Origin of the sequence: Paenibacillus sp. FSL W8-0194, assembly GCF_037969745.1 — a bacterium.
In the GTDB taxonomy this organism is placed as follows: Bacteria; Bacillota; Bacilli; order Paenibacillales; family Paenibacillaceae; genus Paenibacillus_AQ; species Paenibacillus_AQ cookii.
This window is the reverse complement of sequence record NZ_CP150205.1, coordinates 4,114,511-4,131,799: the sequence shown is the minus strand read 5'-3', so window position 1 is coordinate 4,131,799 and position 17,289 is coordinate 4,114,511. Positions and strand designations below refer to the sequence as shown.

General features: G+C 55.8%; 18 protein-coding genes. 16 read left to right on the top strand and 2 right to left on the bottom strand.

All coding sequences use genetic code 11. From position 1 onward, the window contains the following. Nucleotides 1-21 precede the first annotated feature (21 nt). The 8 genes from MKY58_RS18840 to MKY58_RS18805 all read left to right on the top strand — a co-directional run bounded on the left by MKY58_RS18840 (nucleotide 22) and on the right by MKY58_RS18805 (nucleotide 5,644). Nucleotides 22-471, top strand: coding sequence for a DUF948 domain-containing protein (locus tag MKY58_RS18840; RefSeq protein WP_339321592.1), 450 nt, complete (start codon nucleotides 22-24; stop codon nucleotides 469-471). 22 nt (nucleotides 472-493) lie between these two features. After that, on the top strand, nucleotides 494-856 hold the full coding sequence (locus tag MKY58_RS18835; RefSeq protein ID WP_339321591.1) for a YtxH domain-containing protein: 363 nt from the start codon (nucleotides 494-496) through the stop codon (nucleotides 854-856). A gap of 197 nt (nucleotides 857-1,053) precedes the next feature. After that, on the top strand, nucleotides 1,054-1,869 hold the full coding sequence (racE, locus tag MKY58_RS18830) for a glutamate racemase (RefSeq protein WP_339321590.1): 816 nt from the start codon (nucleotides 1,054-1,056) through the stop codon (nucleotides 1,867-1,869). A 217-nt stretch (nucleotides 1,870-2,086) separates the two neighbouring features. Continuing rightward, nucleotides 2,087-3,286: a M14 family zinc carboxypeptidase gene (locus MKY58_RS18825; RefSeq protein ID WP_339321589.1), complete on the top strand. Its 1,200-nt coding sequence runs from the start codon at nucleotides 2,087-2,089 to the stop codon at nucleotides 3,284-3,286. 137 nt (nucleotides 3,287-3,423) lie between these two features. Next, entirely contained in the window at nucleotides 3,424-3,690 is a 267-nt protein-coding gene (locus MKY58_RS18820) for a hypothetical protein (protein WP_339321588.1), read from the top strand. A gap of 139 nt (nucleotides 3,691-3,829) precedes the next feature. Continuing rightward, nucleotides 3,830-4,132 carry a heme biosynthesis protein HemY gene (locus MKY58_RS18815; protein WP_036706845.1) on the top strand — a complete coding sequence of 101 codons (303 nt, stop codon included), beginning with the start codon at nucleotides 3,830-3,832 and terminating at the stop codon, nucleotides 4,130-4,132. A 112-nt stretch (nucleotides 4,133-4,244) separates the two neighbouring features. After that, nucleotides 4,245-4,529 carry a hypothetical protein gene (locus MKY58_RS18810; protein ID WP_339321587.1) on the top strand — a complete coding sequence of 95 codons (285 nt, stop codon included), beginning with the start codon at nucleotides 4,245-4,247 and terminating at the stop codon, nucleotides 4,527-4,529. Between the two features lie 290 nt (nucleotides 4,530-4,819). Continuing rightward, nucleotides 4,820-5,644, top strand: coding sequence for an aldo/keto reductase (locus MKY58_RS18805; protein ID WP_339321586.1), 825 nt, complete (start codon nucleotides 4,820-4,822; stop codon nucleotides 5,642-5,644). Between the two features lie 142 nt (nucleotides 5,645-5,786). Here the strand turns inward: MKY58_RS18805 and MKY58_RS18800 are convergent, their stop codons facing one another. Continuing rightward, complete coding sequence (locus tag MKY58_RS18800; protein ID WP_339321585.1) at nucleotides 5,787-6,926, bottom strand: class I SAM-dependent RNA methyltransferase; 1,140 nt, start codon at nucleotides 6,924-6,926, stop codon at nucleotides 5,787-5,789. Between the two features lie 184 nt (nucleotides 6,927-7,110). On the opposite strand from MKY58_RS18800, the gene MKY58_RS18795 reads away from it, so the two are divergent. Then, complete coding sequence (locus tag MKY58_RS18795) at nucleotides 7,111-7,749, top strand: O-methyltransferase (protein WP_339321584.1); 639 nt, start codon at nucleotides 7,111-7,113, stop codon at nucleotides 7,747-7,749. Between the two features lie 116 nt (nucleotides 7,750-7,865). On the opposite strand, the gene MKY58_RS18790 is transcribed toward MKY58_RS18795, so the two are convergent. Then, nucleotides 7,866-9,077, bottom strand: a complete 1,212-nt coding sequence (locus tag MKY58_RS18790; RefSeq protein ID WP_212951393.1) for an MFS transporter — start codon at nucleotides 9,075-9,077, stop codon at nucleotides 7,866-7,868. 204 nt (nucleotides 9,078-9,281) lie between these two features. Between MKY58_RS18790 and hemE the strand changes: the two genes are divergently transcribed. From hemE to MKY58_RS18755, 7 genes are all read left to right on the top strand, one after another. Further along, nucleotides 9,282-10,328: a uroporphyrinogen decarboxylase gene (hemE, locus tag MKY58_RS18785; protein WP_339321583.1), complete on the top strand. Its 1,047-nt coding sequence runs from the start codon at nucleotides 9,282-9,284 to the stop codon at nucleotides 10,326-10,328. Between the two features lie 70 nt (nucleotides 10,329-10,398). After that, the gene (gene hemH / locus MKY58_RS18780) at nucleotides 10,399-11,349 is read left to right on the top strand and encodes a ferrochelatase (protein ID WP_339321582.1); all 951 of its coding nucleotides are present in this window, start codon (nucleotides 10,399-10,401) and stop codon (nucleotides 11,347-11,349) included. A gap of 147 nt (nucleotides 11,350-11,496) precedes the next feature. Beyond that, nucleotides 11,497-12,987 carry a CapA family protein gene (locus MKY58_RS18775; RefSeq protein ID WP_339321581.1) on the top strand — a complete coding sequence of 497 codons (1,491 nt, stop codon included), beginning with the start codon at nucleotides 11,497-11,499 and terminating at the stop codon, nucleotides 12,985-12,987. A 41-nt stretch (nucleotides 12,988-13,028) separates the two neighbouring features. Next, nucleotides 13,029-13,757, top strand: a complete 729-nt coding sequence (locus MKY58_RS18770; protein WP_339321580.1) for a glycerophosphodiester phosphodiesterase family protein — start codon at nucleotides 13,029-13,031, stop codon at nucleotides 13,755-13,757. A 37-nt stretch (nucleotides 13,758-13,794) separates the two neighbouring features. Further along, complete coding sequence (locus tag MKY58_RS18765) at nucleotides 13,795-14,409, top strand: fumarylacetoacetate hydrolase family protein (RefSeq protein WP_339321579.1); 615 nt, start codon at nucleotides 13,795-13,797, stop codon at nucleotides 14,407-14,409. A 1-nt stretch (nucleotide 14,410) separates the two neighbouring features. Then, the gene (locus MKY58_RS18760; RefSeq protein WP_339321578.1) at nucleotides 14,411-15,211 is read left to right on the top strand and encodes a DUF92 domain-containing protein; all 801 of its coding nucleotides are present in this window, start codon (nucleotides 14,411-14,413) and stop codon (nucleotides 15,209-15,211) included. 160 nt (nucleotides 15,212-15,371) lie between these two features. Next, complete coding sequence (locus tag MKY58_RS18755; RefSeq protein WP_339321577.1) at nucleotides 15,372-17,288, top strand: ABC-F family ATP-binding cassette domain-containing protein; 1,917 nt, start codon at nucleotides 15,372-15,374, stop codon at nucleotides 17,286-17,288. Nucleotide 17,289: the final 1 nt, after the last annotated feature.

Below are 17,289 nucleotides of genomic sequence, written 5' to 3'. Positions count from 1 at the left end.
GGTGAAGGGAGTGACACCGTCATGTCGGAATGGGGCGCCATAGGGTTTGCCTGCGGATTCGCGATATTCGCCGTTTTTGGGCTGATTCTGCTGCACACGATCCGGAGAGTGCTGCTTCGAACCGAGGATGTGCTTGGAAAAGCGGGGCATGAGATTTCGCAGCTTGCCGCCGAGTCCAAGGAGCTGCTTGCGCAGACCTCGGCGACGCTTTCCCAGCTGAAAGCCAGGACCGAGGAAGTCAAGCCGTTCTGCGAGTCGCTGAAGCTTGCGGGCGAAAGCCTGTCGAACACGGTCCAGCGGGCGGACGCTATTGCGCAGCTCGTGACCGATACGGCCATGGAACGCTTGGAAAAAGCGCGCCGGGAAAACGAGCTTCGTCTGGCGGAAGCTTTCCGGTGGCTTGATGCGGGGTTATCCGTATGGCAATCCATCAAACGGCAGTCGCCATCCCCTGCGGACGAGGATGCCTGAGCGCAAAGGAGAGATCAGAGCGATGAAGGAAAAAAACAAAAGCTTGTTGTGGGGCGCGTTAATCGGCAGCGTGGTAGGTTCGGTCACGGCACTTCTCTTGGCGCCGAAATCCGGCAAGGAACTTCGCCAAGATATCGCTGAAGGCGCAAGAACGATCGGCACGAAAACGCAGGAGTTTGCAGGGAAGGTCAGCGAGCAGGGCGTTACCTTGATCGAGAGGGTGAAGGACACGGCCGGCAACGTCATTTCGGATATCCGCGGATGGCGCAAGACGGACGAAGACGAAGAAGAGGTCGGGCTGGCTCAAATCTCATCGATCCTGGAAAGCGGCGAAAAGACCATCGTCTCAAGCAAAGATTCGAAAGAAGACGCCGGAGAGCTGTAATCGGCAGGCGTTGCGGGCGGGTCCGTTCCCCATGGGCAGGGGATAACCGGGCCTGCTTTTGCTGCGTTTTTGCGCGGGCAGCGGCTTCCGCCTTATTTTGCATTATTAGCGTAAATGCCGGAGGTACCTTTGGCATCATCCATTCATATGTTAGCAAATGAAAGAGCATAAATCGACAAGAAGGAAGCGGTGTGTTCGTGCAGCAAGCAATCGCGATATTAGACTCGGGCGTGGGGGGATTGACGGTCGTCAAAGAAATCATGAGACAGCTCCCACGGGAAAAAATCATTTATTTCGGAGATACCGCCCGCACGCCATACGGACCCCGTTCGTCCGAAGAAGTAAGAAAATTTACGGAACAAATCGTTGATTTTCTCAGCCAGTTCAATCCCAAGGCGATCGTCATCGCCTGCAACACGGCAACGGCCGCGGCGCTGGAATATATTTCGGAAAAGGTGCCCATTCCGGTCATCGGCGTAATTCACCCCGGTGCAAGGGCGGCCATCAGCGCCACGAAAACCGGTCATATCGGCGTCATCGGTACGATCGGAACGATCCGGAGCGGCGCGTACACGGCGGCCTTGAAGCAGCTTTCCCCTTATGTGCACGTGGTGAGCGAAGCTTGCCCCGGGCTTGTTCCGCTTGTGGAACAGGGACAATTCCGGTCGAACGAAACGACGTCCGTCGTTGAGGCATCCCTCCAAAACATGCGAAGCTCTTCGATCGACTGCCTGATTTTGGGCTGCACGCATTATCCGTTTTTGAGAGATACGATACAAGAGGTCATGGGAGAGCAGGTGAAGCTGATCAGCTCGGCGGACGAGACGGCGAGGGAGGTCAGCACGATCCTGTACGACAAGGGGCAGCTTGCAAGCAGCGACGAAAGCCCCGTGCATCAATTTTTTTGCAGCGGAGACCCGGAAATGTTCCAGAAAATCGCCAAAACATGGTTGGGCGAGCAAATCCGGCGAACTCCCGTCGTCTGGCAGGTTTCAAAATTCATGGAAGACTAAGCCAAGGAAAGGGCTCCGGAATCGCCGCGAGCCTTTTCCTTTTTTTGGTTGGATGGGCTTCGTTCGATCAACCCCCTTCAGGTACGGTGCCCCTCAAATCGAAACCAAAGCTTCGCTTGGTGGGGCATAGAAGCATGGTCCAAGGCATGGGCGTCATAAAATCAATAAAGCACGATCACATGCGGCTGCCGCGCAGTCCGCAGGAAAGGAAGACGCCATGCAGCAATATACCGTTAACAAAGGGGATACGCTGGATCGGATCGCCGCCAGCAGAGGGTTATCCCGCACCCATATTATCAATGCGAATCCTTGGGTTGGAGAACAGCCTTACCTGGTGCCGGGACAAATCATATTTTTGCCGTCCTCCCCGCGGAGGAGATATGTCATACAGCCGGGAGACAGCCCGGATAAGGTAGCGGCTGCTTTTCGCATTCAGGAGGCTTCCTTGTTCGAAATGAATCCCGGGCTTTCCCGCAGCTATTTTCCGGAGGGGCGGGTGCTGGTGCTGCCCCATGCCGAAAGCGACCGGATCGTCCGCCTTGAAGGAGAATACGGCTATAGGCATCTGTGCCGCGACATCGTCAGGCTGTCGGAGGCGTATCCGCGGCTTTCCTCGGGAACGATCGGCGAAAGCGTGCTGGGCAAGCCGATCCCTTACGTCAAAATCGGCAACGGGAAAAAGGCGATTCATGTGAACGCTTCCATCCATGCCAACGAATGGATCACGACCCCGTGCATCATGCATTTCATAGAGGAGTATGCGGCGGCCCTGAAGTCGGGCATGCGCTGGAACGGCTACGATCCCCGCCAGTGGTTCGAGCAGTGCACCCTTTGGGTCGTGCCGATGGTCAATCCGGACGGGGTGGAACTGGTCCAGGAGGGCGTCCAGCCGAGCAATCCGTATTACGGCATGCTGACGGCATGGAATGGAGGCCGAAGCGATTACCGCCACTGGAAGGCCAACATCAACGGCGTCGATCTGGGCGACCAGTTTCCTGCCCATTGGGACGAAGAGGTCCAGCGGCGCGGGAAAAAATCCCCCGGGCCAAGGGACTATGCGGGCACTTCGCCATTGTCCGAGCCGGAAGCGGAGGCGCTTGCGGCGTTTACGGTCAAAACGTCGCCGGATGCGGCCGTTTCGCTGCACAGTCAGGGGCAGGAGATTTATTGGAACTACCGCAATTACGAACCGAAGGAAAGCCGGGAATGGTCGCGAAGGCTCGGCCAGGCCAGCGGTTACCGTCCCGTGAAGCTGGAAGGCAGCGATGCGGGGTATAAGGACTGGTTTATCCAGGAATTCAGGCGCCCGGGATTTACCGTCGAGATCGGGCTCGGCAAAAATCCGCTTCCTTTGGAGGATTTCGACAACATCGCTCTGGAAACGGGATTGGTCGTCGGCGAACTGATGTCGATATGAAAAGGTTAATGAAACATTTTCTGTAAAGATACGTATACTACAGGTGAGGAGGCGGCCGCAGCCGTATCGGAGTGGTTGTCTCCTCTTGTGATGATCGTAAAGGTGCCCCGAAAGGCCAGATGAAGGGAGCGGTGAGCATGAAATGGAGAAAACTGCTGTCGATCAGGCGCCTGTCGCATATGCCCGGCCAATTATGGATGTATCTCACTTCCCCGCAAGTTTCCTTTGTGGACAAGCTTCTTTTTTTGGTTCCGGTCGGGCTGTATTGGGTTTTGCCGGACGTGATGCCTTTTGTCCCGATTGACGATATCGGCGTCACGCTTATTGTCATGGGCTGGTTCGTCGCCCGAATGGAACGGAAGTATCCGTCCATCAAGCTGCCTCCGCCGGGAGGCAGCCGCTGAAGCGGTCCTTGCGGGCTTGCACGGATTCTTTTAAGATAAAAGGTACATGCAGCGGCGCGCAAGCTTGGCGCCGGCCGGCATGTTGCTGTTGATTGGGCAATATGATTTTATCCTCAGGAACGGGAGATGTCGTGAAGCGATGAAATGCAAAATTACGCGCAATGCGGCCAAAGTGCTGCAAAAAGAACTGGATAAAGAGGAAAACCGCGATCTGAAGCTTCGCGTGCTCGTCACGCATGCCCACGGAGATCACGCCCACTATGGATTGGATTTGGACAAGCCGGGCGAAAACGACGAAGTCGTCAGCACGGACAAAAACATCGATGTGCTGCTGGACCGGAACGAGCCGATGCTGGACGGGGTCAAGATCGATTATTTGTATTTCCCTGAGGAAGGTTTCGTCATCACCAATCCGTCGAAGGGCAATCGCGGCGACCATTAAACCGCGGTTGTTCCGGATTGCAGGAAAAAGAGGGCATCACGCATAGTTCCTCGCGCGAAGCTCCATCCTATAGGGTGGATAGCAACTTTTCGAGTGAAGGAGAGAGCAGCCCATGGCATCCAGATACGATTCCAGCCTGCAATCGCAAAATCCGATTTCCCAAGCCCAAAATTCCGTGGAGAAGCTGCATTATGCGGTGTCTCAGGCGATGTCCCATCCGAACGAACGGATGATCGAGCAGGCGCAAAACCGTCTGGTCCATACGGAACAGGCCGTACGCCAAGCGGGCAACAGCTTGAACGGACAAGCCGTGGAATTGGCCGAAGAAATGCTGGCAGAGGAAAAAAGCCGTCTGGCTTCCCTTACGTCCCGTCAGCAAGGAGAACAAACGAAATAAGTTGCGTGTCTAAAATCCTGCGAAGCACAGCTTTGCAGGATTTTTTATATTATCAGAAAGCATAAACTACGGAGCTGTCGCTTCCTGATATTGCAAGAAAAATTTCATCTCAACGCCGACTGTCTACTGAGAAAGTATGTCGATAGACGTTTTTCTTATGCGCACCCGTCCGCAGGAGGACTCATGCCGGCCGGCACGAAAAGGAAAGGTTTTTTTGGGAACCGGACGGGTGTGCTATAATGGACATGCATTTACGATAAAATTGTTTAAGGGGAAGGAGCGGATCCAACATGAAACATATTGCCGACCGCACGACGCTGAACAATGGAGTCACCATGCCATGGTTTGGCTTCGGTACATATCAGGCCAAGGGCGACGAAGTGTACGAAGCCGTCAAGGTTGCGCTGGAAGCGGGATACCGGAGCATCGACACCGCCGCCGTCTACGGCAACGAGGAAGAAGTCGGCAGGGCGATTGCCGACAGCGGCGTCGCCAGAGACGACCTGTTCGTAACGACGAAGGTCTGGAACGACGATCAGGGGTACGACTCCACGCTGCGCGCTTTTGAAGCAAGCCGGAAGCGGCTTGGACTTGACGTGATCGACCTGTATTTGATCCACTGGCCGGGCAAGGATAAATTCAAGGATACCTGGAAAGCGATGGAACGCCTTTATGAAGAAGGCAGCATCCGCGCCATCGGCGTCAGCAATTTCCATGTTCACCATCTGGAAGAGCTCCTGAAGGACAGCCGCGTCGTTCCGGCGGTCAATCAGGTCGAGCTTCACCCGCGCCTGAGCCAGCGTCAGCTTCGGGAATACTGCAGCTCGCACGGCATTCAGATCGAAGCCTGGAGCCCGCTTATGAAAGGAAGATTAAGCGATAACGAGACGCTGCTGGAGATTGCCGGGAAATACGGCAAAAGCCCGGCGCAGGTCATTTTGCGCTGGAACCTCCAAAGCGGGATCGTGACGATTCCGAAATCCGTTACCCCTTCGCGCATTCGGGAAAACGCGGACATTTTCGATTTTGAGCTGACTTCGTCCGAGCTGGAACGAATCGATGCGCTGAATGAGGATCAGCGGGTCGGAACGAATCCGGACGAGCTGATGTTTTAAGAAGGGAACGTTCGTATTGAACGGACGGTATCCATAACATTGTTTTTTTGCCGAAAAACCCCGGACATTCTTCTTTCGGAAGGAGGCCGGGGTTTTGGCGTGTGTTTCAAGGTTTGGCGCGAACCGTTTGTTCGCGTGGAGATTAAGGCTTGCGCGGCGGAAGCGGGCCGAAAAACTGGTAATATTGGCATTCGATCCGTCCGTTATACAGCTTGCGCCGTTTATCTGCTTTCCGTCCGAAATAATGCTCGAACTGCTTCGTCGGACTGATGGCGAAAAAGGACCAGGTTGGCAGCTGGGCGGCGGTAAAGCCGAGCTGGCGGATCATTTTTTCGACTTCGTCTTTTTCGCTCAAGCGTTCGCCGTAAGGCGGGTTCGTGATCAGGCAGCCGTAGTCGCCCTCGGGTTTGATTTTGGCGGCGGGAAGGACGTGAAACGCGATATCGCGGCCGAAGCCGGCGCTTTTTGCGGACGCTTGGGCAATCTCGATCGCCTTCGGGTCGATGTCGCTGCCGGCAAGCTGGAGCGGCTCATCGTCGCGAACGGCATCGAAGGCTTCCTCCCGGGCTTCGCTCCAAAGCCGCTCGGGAATGATGCGCCAATGCTCGGAAGGAAACGAACGGCGCAGTCCGGGCGCGATGTTCCAGCCCATCATGGCGGCCTCGATTAGGATGGTGCCCGAGCCGCAGAACGGGTCGTACAGCGGGCGGGAAACGTTCCAGCGGCTGAGCTGAAGCATGGCGGCGGCCATCGTTTCCTTGATCGGCGCTTCCGTCACGAGTTTGCGGTACCCGCGTTTATGCAAAGCCGGACCCGTCGTGTCCAGCGTCAGGAGCGCGACGTCTTTGTGCAGGTTCACTTCGATGACGTAACGCGCGCCGTTCTCCTGGAACCAGTCCGTGCGGTAACTTTGCTTGAGCTTCTCCACGATCGCTTTTTTTACGATGCCTTGGCAGGCGGGGACGCTGCTCAGCTGCGAGTGATGCGAGCGCCCCTCGACGGGAAATTCCCCGTCAACGGGAATCCACTGCTCCCAAGGGAGCGCTTTGGTTCCTTCGAACAGCTCGTCGAAGGTTTTGGCCGGAAACTCTCCCATTTTGACGAGGATCCGGTCCGAGGTGCGAAGCCACAGGTTGCAGCGGCAGATGTCTTGCAAATCGCCGGCGAAGGTAACGCGTCCGTTTTCGACCTCCATGTCGCTGTAACCCAATTCTTTAAGTTCGCGCGCCACGATCGACTCCAGGCCCATCGGTGCGGTAGCAATCAATTGCAAGCGGGACATAAGCTTTTTTTCAACTCCATTTTCGTCAGGTGCGATTCGTATGTAACCTAAGCGTCGGCTAGGCCGACGGAATGGGATTGAATCCCTCCAATTTCATTCTATAATAGTATAGGGTAACGCAAGGCGAGACACAAACCTTTTAAGGCTTTCGATTTTTGAATGCGAATGTGAGGAGAATTCATGTATGAATCCTGAAGAATACGCGGACCGTTTTCTTGAAAATGACGAGCTGCTGGCCCGCGTCCAACAAAATATCGCGGATCGAGGCATGCCGGCCATTTCGATCGCGCCGGGATACGGACGTCTGCTGACGATGCTGGTGGCGGCGACTAAAGCGGAACAGGTGCTGGAGATCGGGGCTTTGGGCGGCTACAGCGGAATCTGTCTGGCCCGAGGGCTGTCTCCGGAGGGACGGTTAACGTCGCTGGAGCTGAAGCAGGACTATGCCGACCTGGCGTTAGCGCATCTCACGGAAGCGGGATTTGGCCATCAGGTCGAATTCAAGGTGGGGCTGGCGGCGGAAAGCCTCGAACAACTGAAGCAGGAAGGCCGGACCTTCGATTTCTTTTTTATCGATGCCGATAAGGAGAATTATCCGGCATACCTTGAATATGCCATCGAACTGGCCAATCCCGGGGCGATCATTGCCGGGGACAACACGTTTTTGCGCGGCAGAACGCTGAACCCGGACAAAAACGGGCCTTCGGTGCAGGCGATGCGCCGTTTCAACGAGCTGATGGCGACCGATGAACGACTGATCGGCACGATTTTGCCGGCGTACGACGGATTGGCCGTAGCGATGGTGAAGCCGCGTCGGCCTTAAATCCGCGCAGGCCAAAAAAGGTGGGCAGGATACATCCTGCGCCACCTTTTTTTCGAATGCCCGCCAAAACCATCGGACGGTCTTTTACGGGGACATGCCGGATTTGCCGGTTCCGATTACCGGAACTGCGGCGAATTTCCTTTTTTATACAGCTTAAGCCGCACCCACACCATGTTGAGCAGAAGCAGGCATCCCGATATGATAAACAATCCCTCGATGCCGATAAAGCCGGATAAAAATCCGCCGACGAGCGCGCCCAGCATGTTCCCGAGCGCCAGCGTGCTCGTGTTGAAGCCGAAGGCCCGGCTTTCCATGCCGTCCGGCGTGTACGAACGGATCAGCGCATTGACGCTCGGGAGCAGGCCGCCCATAAAAACGCCCATCAGGAAACGGACGATAATCAGCTGCCATACCGATTGGACGAAGGCCTGCGGAATCAGCATCACGCCGGCGCCGATCAGGGCATAGGTCAAAATGCGGTGCGCCCCCACCTTGTCGCTCAGCTTGCCGAGAATCGGCGAGGTGATCATGTTGGACAAACCGGTGACGGCGCTGACCATGCCCGCCCAGAAGGCCAAATTCGCAGCGGATGCATGCAGCTTCTCGACGTACAGCGGCAGCAGCGACATCGGGCTCATCATCGCAAACTGCAGCAGGAAGGTCACGGCGAACAGGGCCGGAAGCTGCGGGATTTTCGTCAGCTCTTTGAAGCCGGCAAGCACGGACGCCTGCGGGATTTTTGCCGCTTGTTCGCGGTTGAAATTTTCTTTGACCAGGAACAGGGCCAGCAGGGAAGCCGCAAAAATAAGTACGCCGATGATATAGAAAATAGGACGGAATCCGAACAAATCCGCAAGGCCCCCGCCGATCAAAGGCCCAAGAATGGTTCCCGCCACGGAGCCGGACTGCATGATTCCCATCGCAAAACCCATCCGTTCTTTCGGGGTCGTGCTGGACACCAGCGAAATCGAAGCGGGGTTAAAGCCGGAGATCGTTCCGTTCAGCAGCCGGAGCAGCAGCAGTTCCCAAGGGGTGCGGGCAAACCCCATCAGCGTGATGACGATCGCCATGCCGAAGCCGGAGCGGAGCAGCATGATTTTCCGGCCGTACCGGTCGGCCAGCTTGCCCCAAAGCGGCTGGAAAATAAAAGACGTCATGAAGTTGGCGGCAAAAATCAAACCCGCCCATAAGCCGATCTCATGCTCGCCCCGCACGCCCAGATCTTTCGCCAGATACAGGGACAGGAACGGGGTGATCATGGTCATTCCGGAGTTGACCAGAAACTGGCCGATCCAAAGCACAATCAAATTGACTTTCCACGATTTCAATGTGCTTTTCACTTCCTTTCTCTTGTGACTGCAAATTCAGCATGAAAAACACAGGTTATTCCAGTATAGCATATTTACCCAAAGGACCATGTCACAGTTGTCATACTATTGTCACCCGAACGGAAAGACATCCGGTTGTTACCGACTTTTAAAAAGGGCATAATATAGATTAGAGAAATTCTAAAAAACATTGGAGGCCCCTTCATGACCTACAACGATACGCTCATACGCGCCAGCTACAAGCAGGAAACGGATCATGTTCCTGTCTGGTATATGAGGCAAGCGGGCAGGTACGACCCTGAATACCGCAAAATCAAAGAGAAATATTCGCTGCTTGAAATTTGCCGGCAGCCGGAGCTTGCGGCCGAAATCACGATGATGCCCGTACGGAAGCTTGGCGTGGATGCCGCGATTTTGTATTCGGACATCATGAATCCGGTCGCTTCGCTCGGCGTCGATTTCGATATCGTCAAAAATATCGGTCCCGTGATCGATAACCCGATTCGGAGCAAGGCGGATGTGGAGAAGCTTCGCCCGATCGACGTGGACAAGGACTTATCCCATATCATGGAAACCATTCGCATCCTCGACAAGGAGCTTCAGGTGCCTCTCATCACGTTTGCCGGAGCGCCGTTTACGATTGCGAGCTATCTGATCGAAGGCCGTCCGTCCAAAAGCTATATTTTGACGAAAACGCTGATGTACGGCGAACCTGAAGTGTGGAAGCTGCTGATGGATAAGCTCGGCGATATGGTCATTACATATGTGCGGTCCCATATCGAGAACGGCGGCAAAGCGTTCCAGCTGTTCGACAGCTGGGTCGGAGCGCTTGCCCCGAAGGACTTCCAAACGTATGTCCTGCCTACCATTACCCGTATCTTTGCCGAACTTTCGGATTTGAATGTACCGAAAATATATTTTCCGGGCGTCAGCTCCGGCGAGCTGCTCCCGACGCTGAAAGAGCTTCAGGCGGACGTTATCGGGCTCGACTGGCGGGTATCCATCGCGGAAGGCCGCAAGCGCACGGGCGGCAAATTTGCGGTGCAGGGCAACCTGGATCCTTATATTTTGACGGCCCCTATGGAAACCATTAAACAATATGCCAAGGAATTGATTGATGAAGGGATCCAGGAGCCGGGATATATTTTCAACCTGGGGCACGGCCTGTTCCCGGAGGCATCGCTGGATAAACTCAAGGAATTGACGGATTATATTCATGAGTACTCGGCGGCGGCGTTAAAAAACAAGTAAGATTTCGCATGAAATCCTTTAAAGAGCGTAAACCATCAAGTTCAATATTTAAGTAAGAGGTGACTGCTTCGTGAAAACCAAAATCGGCGTTCTCGTCATGTCCTACGGCACTCCGGAAAGCATGGAAGGCATTGAGGCATACTATACGCATATCCGCCGCGGACATGCGCCATCCCCCGAGCAGCTGGAAGAGCTGTCGGATCGTTACAAAGCCATCGTGGGCGGCGTGTTCCCGCTTCGCGAAAACACGAACAACCAGGTGGAGAACCTGCAGGAAGCGCTGGATACGGACAGCCGTCTGCTCGACGTGGAATACGTCTGCTATCAGGGGCTGAAACACGCGAGTCCGTTCATCGAAGACGGCGTGGAGCAAATGGCCAAAGACGGCATCAAAAAAGCGGTGGGCATCGTGCTGGCCCCGCATTATTCCACGATGAGCGTCGAAAGCTATATCAAACGCGCCCAGGCCAAAGCGGACGAAGTCGGGGTCCAATTCACTTTCGTCAAAAGCTATCACCTGCATCCGCAGCTGATCGAAGCGTTCAGCCGCCGGGTGAACGCGAAGCTCGACCTGTTCAAGGAAGCGGGAGCCGAACGCGGCGAAGTTCGCGTTTTGTTCAGCGCGCACAGCCTGCCGGAAAGAATTTTGAGCATGGGCGATCCGTATCCGGAGCAGCTGCTCGAGACCTCCCGCGCCATTGCAGAACAGACGGGCATTACGTCCTGGCAGTTTGCATGGCAAAGCGCCGGGCGCACCGCCGAGCCGTGGCTTGGTCCGGACATCCTCGATACGCTGCGGAACCTCAGCAAAGAGCAGGTCAAAAACGTGCTCGTCGCGCCGATCGGATTTGTGTCCGACCATCTCGAAGTGCTTTACGATCTGGATATCGAAGCGCAGGAAGTGGCAAAGGAGCTGGACATGCGCCTCATGCGCATCGACATGCTGAACAGCGATCCGCTGTACATGGAAACGCTGCGCGACGCCATCGTCGAACAGCTTCAACAAGCCGGAATGGCATAAATTGGCCATCGATCAAGGAACCCCCCGCAGACGCGAGGGGTTCTATTTGCTTTGGCGGACCTGATATAATAGTATGGATTCTGGAGGAAATCTACTAAAAATTAGGATTTTCAAAGATTCCAAACTGTTTATATTTAAGGAGGAGCGATGTATCCGCCCAGATCACAGAAGAAACGTTCCGGCTCCAAAAACCGGAAGCTGAAGCAGAGGCGGGTGTGGCTGACCGTCAATGCCTGTCTGCTTATGATGATTGTCATTTTGCTTGCCGTTTATTTTCTTGCCGATTATCGGCAGAGTGCGGCCGGGGTTCCGCCGCAGAAACCTGCGCCCGCCAATACGGAACAACACGAATCCCCGCCCGAGGGTCAGAAGGAGAACGGCACGCCGCCGGATGCAGCGGCCGATGACGGGAAGGACCGTCCTGAAGGGGGGAATTCCGATAAAGCCAAGGACTCGGTAGAGGAACAAGGCGAGCCGGAAACAAAACCGCAGGAAACGAAACCCGAGGAAAGCGAGCGGCCGGAGCAGAAAACGGCGGATAAGCCGCAGGACGAAGGCAAGAAGCAGCCGGCAGGGCAGGCCGAAAAAAATCCTCCCGCCGATGCAGCGGAAAAGAAAACCGGCCCAAAAGACGCCGGGCAAGAGGACTCCGACGCGCCGAAGGGACATAAGATAGTAAAGGATAACGGCAAATCCGTCACGATCCATTTTGTCGGCGACATGATTTTTTCGGGCAAAGTGGAAACGCTGCTTGAGAAAAAAGGCTATTCATACCCGTTTGCTTATTTGGGAGACATGTTCAAAAAAGACGACCTGACGCTCGGAAATCTCGAAACGCCGGTGACGACGGGCGGAGTAGGCGCAAAAAACAAGCAGTTCGTGTTCAAGTCTTCGCCGAAAGCGCTGGAGGCGCTGCGGGCCGCGGGAATGGACGCGGTCAATCTCGGCAACAACCATATCCTCGACCAAGGCGAGGTCGGTTTGCTGGACACGATCAAATATTTGGACCAAAGCGGCATTCAGTACGTCGGTGCCGGCAAAAACGCGGATCGCGCCTACCAGCCGGTGTATTTCAATCGCGGCGGCATGACGATTGCCGTGATCGGCGCAAGCCGGGTATATCCGGAAACCAATTGGGCGGCGGGAGCAAACAAGCCCGGCGTAGCCAGCGCATACGATAAGGCGTCGCGCGTCATTGCCTCGATCACCGAAGCCCGCAAAAAAGCCGACCTGGTCATCGTCATGGTGCATTGGGGGATCGAACGCGCCCTCACGCCGAATGACATTCAGAAAAAGCTGGGGCATGATTTCGTCGATGCGGGAGCCGATTTGATCATCGGAGGGCACCCGCATGTTCTGCAAGGGTTGGAGCAGTATAAAGGAAAATGGATCGCTTACAGCACGGGGAATTTTATTTTCACGAAATCGAGCACGCCGTCGACATGGAAAACGGCCGTGTTTCAAGCCCGTTGCAAAACATCCGGCTGCAGCATGAAGCTGGTTCCTTACCATGCGGAGCTTGGGCAGCCGGTGCCTATGAACGCGCAGGAGGGCGGCCGCCTGATGAAAGAGCTGCAAAATCTATCGATCGGCGGCGTCAAAATTTCAGCGGACGGAGTCGTCACGCCGGGTTCATGAGCGGACGGCCTTCGGACGCCGACAAGTTTGGGGGGAGAAGGTTGAACAATCTGTGTGTGGCCCACCGCGGTTTTTCCGGCAAAGCGCCCGAAAATACGATGGCGGCTTTTCGGATGGCCTTGGCCGAACCTTATGTTCAGTGGATGGAAATCGATACCCAACTTACGATTGACGGGATTCCCGTGGTCATTCATGATTTCAGCTTGGACCGGACGACGACGGGCACCGGCAAGGTCAAGGATTATACCTGGCAGCAGCTTCTCCGGTTCGACGCCGGAAGCTGGAAAAGCAGGGAATACCATGGGGAGCACATCCCTTCCCTCACCGAGGTGCTTCACCTTTGCTGCGGCCGGGTCCGGCTGAACATCGAGCTGAAAACTTCGGGAAACATGTATCCGGGCTTGGAGCAGGCGGTCATCGAACGCGTCGCTTCATACCATATGGAGCAGGATGTCGTCCTGACGTCGTTTGACGCCGGGGCGCTCCGGAAAGCAAAGGAGATCAACCCGGATATCCAAACGGGACTCATCATCGACGCCAAACCCAAAGATCTCGTGGAACGGCTGCAGTCGCTGGGTTGTTCCTTCCTGTCGATCGGCTACCCGAATTTGGATTCCGAATTGTTTCAAAGACTGAAGTCGGCGGGCATCGAGGTGATGGCCTGGACCGTCGACGATCCGAAGCGAATGAGACGGATTGCCGATATTTCTCCGGAAATTTTGATCTGCACCAACCGGCCTGACGTATGGAAAAAAACGTTTATCCGCTAAGCATCATCCTATTTTAACTGCAAAGGAAGAGATCACGATGATTCGAAACGTATATTGCGTCGGACGAAACTACAAACTCCACGCCGCCGAACTTGGCAACGACGTGCCTGAGGAGCCGATGATTTTTTTGAAACCGTCCCATGCGGTCGTACGCTTGGAAGGGCAAACGCTTGAGCTGCCGCAAAACAAAGGCGAGGTCCATTACGAGGGGGAGCTGGTTCTCCGCGTGAGCCGCGCCTATGAACCGGGCGTAAAGGTGGACGACCTGGTGGACCAAATGGCGCTGGGCATCGACTTTACGCTGCGGGACGTGCAGACGGGGATCAAGAAAAAAGGGCATCCGTGGACGGCGGCCAAAGGCTTCAAAAATTCCGCCCCGGTGTCCGGATTCATCGGATTTCCCGGCGCCGAAGCGGCGGGGAGCGAGGATTTCACGGTACATAAAAACGGCAAGGAAGTGCAGCGCGGAAATATCAAGGAGATGATTTTTCCGTTGCAGGAAATCGTCGATTACATCGGCACGCATTACGGGCTTGGCGAAGGGGATGTCATTTTCACGGGAACTCCCGCGGGCGTAGGCCCCTGCGCTTCCGGAGATGCCTTCGAGCTGTACTGGGGAAACCGGCTTCTCGGAAGCTGCGTGATCGGCTGACATGGTTTGGCTGATCGGCGCGCTTTGCGCCCTCGCCGTCGCCGGGGCAGCTTACCGGAAAAGGTCGCTCACGCTTTCCGGCGCCGCCGCCGCGTTCGTCATGGGCACGATTTATTTTGGAGCGGGCAACCTGCTCTGGTTCGGCATTCTGCTGGTGTTTTTCGTCAGCTCTTCGCTGCTGTCGAAATTCAAGCAAGCCAATAAAGCAGAGCTCGAAAAATCGTATGCCAAAACCGGAACGCGGGATGCGGGCCAGGTTTTCGCCAACGGCGGCGCAGGCATGCTGCTGTGCCTGTTCCATGCGATTTGGCCCCATCCCGGCTGGATTTATGCGTTTATCGGCGTCATGGCGGCCGTCACGGCCGACACCTGGGCGACGGAATGGGGAGGGCTGAGCCGCAGGCCCCCGCGCTCCGTATTAACCGGAAAAATCGTTCCTCCGGGAACGTCGGGCGGCGTGACGCTGATGGGAAGCTCCGCGGCAGCGGCCGGCGGTCTCTTGATCGCGCTGTTCGGGTGGTTGTTCGCCTTGTTGTCCGGAACGGACGTTTTCTGGGGCGGCGTGTGGCTTGCAGGGCTTACCGGCGGACTAGCCGGCGCATTTGCCGACTCCTTCCTCGGAGCGACCGTACAGGTGATGTACCGGTGCCCGGTATGCGGCAAAGACGTCGAGGTGCTTGAGCATTGCGGGCAACCGACCCGCCGGATTCGCGGCTGGAGGTGGATGAACAACGACGCGGTCAATTTCATTTCTTCCTGCATCGGCGGCCTGGCAGCCTGGCTGCTGGCATTGGTTGTCTGATCTGCTCCATCTTTCAAGCGATACAAAAACCGTCCCTTCCGGACGGTTTTTTGGGTTTCATGTACGGGTGGTGAACGTACCTTTTGTTCCTATCGGACCGGACCGTATGCTAAAATAGCAATATGCTTTTCAATTTCAGAGATAAGTAGGGAAAAACGATATGAACATCATGACCGTTGAACATATATCCAAAAGTTACGGCGAAAAAGTGTTGTTTAAGGATGCCTCGTTTGGCATGGGGGATCAGGATAAAATCGGCATCGTCGGCGTCAACGGAACGGGGAAATCCACGTTTTTGCGCGTCATTGCCGGTTTGGAGCCGCCGGACGAGGGGAGCATCTCCCTCGGAAATCAGGTGAGGGTGCGTTTCCTGGCGCAAAACCCCGACTTTCATCCCGGCAATACGGTCCTGCAGCAGGTGTTTGAAGGGAATGATCCCAAGCTGAAGGTCGTTCGGGATTACACGGAAACGATGGAGCTGCTGGAGCTGAATCCGGCCGATGAGGCGCTGCAGGAGAAGCTGCTGAAGCTGAACCAGCAAATGGACGCGCTGCAAGCATGGCAGATGGAAAGCGAAGCCAAAACGATTTTGTCCAAGCTGGGCATCACCCGTTTTGACGCGGCCATGGGCTCGTTGTCGGGGGGACAGCGCAAACGCGTCGCCTTGGCGCAAGCGTTGATCGAACCGTGCGAGCTGCTCATTTTGGACGAACCGACGAACCACATCGACAACGATTCCGTCGTTTGGCTCGAGCAGTATTTGCAGAAGCGCCGCGGCGCGCTGCTGATGATCACGCACGACCGCTACTTTTTGGACCGGGTAGCCACCGTGATGCTGGAGCTGGATCAAGGCCGGTTGTTCCGCTATGAGGCCAACTATTCCAAATTTCTTGAGCTGAAGGCGGAAAGGGAAGAACGGGAGGAAGCATCGGAGCAAAAAAGGCAAAACCTGCTGCGAAACGAGCTCGCCTGGATTCGGCGCGGAGCCAAAGCAAGAACGACCAAGCAGAAGGCGCGGATCGAGCGTTTTGAAGCGCTGAAGGAGCAGCAAGGGCCGACGCGCAGCGGCACGATCGAAATGTCGGCGGCTTCGGCGCGTTTGGGGCGCAAAATCATCGAATTGGAGCATGTGGGCAAAAATGCAGGCCCCAAGGTTCTGATCCATGATTTGAACTATATCAGCGTGCCGGGCGACCGGATCGGCATCACGGGGCCGAACGGAAGCGGGAAGTCGACGCTGCTCAACCTGATCGCCGGCAGGCTGGAGCCGGACGAGGGGGATATCATCACGGGTCCCACCGTCAAAATCGGCTATTTCACGCAGGAGCATCAGGACATGGACGGCAGCATGCGCGTCATCGAATACATCAAGGAGGAAGCGGAGGTCATCCGCTCCGAGGACGGCAGCAGCATTACGGCGTCCCAGATGCTGGAGCGCTTTTTGTTCCCGCCCGCGATGCAGTGGACCCCGATTTCCAGATTGTCGGGCGGGGAAAAACGCCGCTTGTATTTGCTGCGGGTGTTGATGTCCGCGCCGAACGTGCTTCTTCTGGACGAACCGACAAACGATTTGGACATCCAAACGCTGGCCGTGCTGGAGGATTATTTGGACGATTTTCCGGGCGTCGTGTTTGTCGTATCCCATGACCGGTACTTTTTGGACCGGACGGTGGATAAAATTTGGGCTTTTGAGGGCGACGGACGGGTGCGCGTGCATGTCGGCAATTTTACCGAATACAGCGAATGGATGGCTAAAAACGCCGAACCTGCCGCCGCGGAACGCAAGGCGGAGAAGGTTTCCGCGCCGCAGGCGGCCGCGGCCGCACCGCGCGAGAAGCTGAAATTCAGCTATAAGGAGCAGCGCGAATACGAGCAAATCGACGGCCTGATCGAAGCCTGCGAGAATAAACTGGCGGCCATCCAGAGTAAGATGGAGGAGGCCTTCGCCGACTCGGCCCTGCTTCAGGAGCTGCTTTCGCAGCAGCAGGAAACCGAAGCGGAGCTGGAGCACCTGATGGACCGCTGGACGTATCTGAACGAGCTGGCGGAAAAAATCGAAGCAAGCAAAAACGGCTAAA

Bases quoted from the DNA above. Each gene is read 5' to 3' on its own strand.
- MKY58_RS18840 (WP_339321592.1), top strand. From the start codon at position 22: ATGTCGGAATGGGGCGCCATAGGGTTTGCCTGCGGATTCGCGATATTC.
- MKY58_RS18835 (WP_339321591.1), top strand. From the start codon at position 494: ATGAAGGAAAAAAACAAAAGCTTGTTGTGGGGCGCGTTAATCGGCAGC.
- MKY58_RS18825 (WP_339321589.1), top strand. From the start codon at position 2,087: ATGCAGCAATATACCGTTAACAAAGGGGATACGCTGGATCGGATCGCC.
- MKY58_RS18820 (WP_339321588.1), top strand. From the start codon at position 3,424: ATGAAATGGAGAAAACTGCTGTCGATCAGGCGCCTGTCGCATATGCCC.
- MKY58_RS18815 (WP_036706845.1), top strand. From the start codon at position 3,830: ATGAAATGCAAAATTACGCGCAATGCGGCCAAAGTGCTGCAAAAAGAA.
- MKY58_RS18810 (WP_339321587.1), top strand. From the start codon at position 4,245: ATGGCATCCAGATACGATTCCAGCCTGCAATCGCAAAATCCGATTTCC.
- MKY58_RS18805 (WP_339321586.1), top strand. From the start codon at position 4,820: ATGAAACATATTGCCGACCGCACGACGCTGAACAATGGAGTCACCATG.
- MKY58_RS18800 (WP_339321585.1), bottom strand. From the start codon at position 6,926: ATGTCCCGCTTGCAATTGATTGCTACCGCACCGATGGGCCTGGAGTCG.
- MKY58_RS18795 (WP_339321584.1), top strand. From the start codon at position 7,111: ATGAATCCTGAAGAATACGCGGACCGTTTTCTTGAAAATGACGAGCTG.
- hemE (WP_339321583.1), top strand. From the start codon at position 9,282: ATGACCTACAACGATACGCTCATACGCGCCAGCTACAAGCAGGAAACG.
- MKY58_RS18775 (WP_339321581.1), top strand. From the start codon at position 11,497: ATGTATCCGCCCAGATCACAGAAGAAACGTTCCGGCTCCAAAAACCGG.
- MKY58_RS18765 (WP_339321579.1), top strand. From the start codon at position 13,795: ATGATTCGAAACGTATATTGCGTCGGACGAAACTACAAACTCCACGCC.
- MKY58_RS18760 (WP_339321578.1), top strand. From the start codon at position 14,411: ATGGTTTGGCTGATCGGCGCGCTTTGCGCCCTCGCCGTCGCCGGGGCA.
- MKY58_RS18755 (WP_339321577.1), top strand. From the start codon at position 15,372: ATGAACATCATGACCGTTGAACATATATCCAAAAGTTACGGCGAAAAA.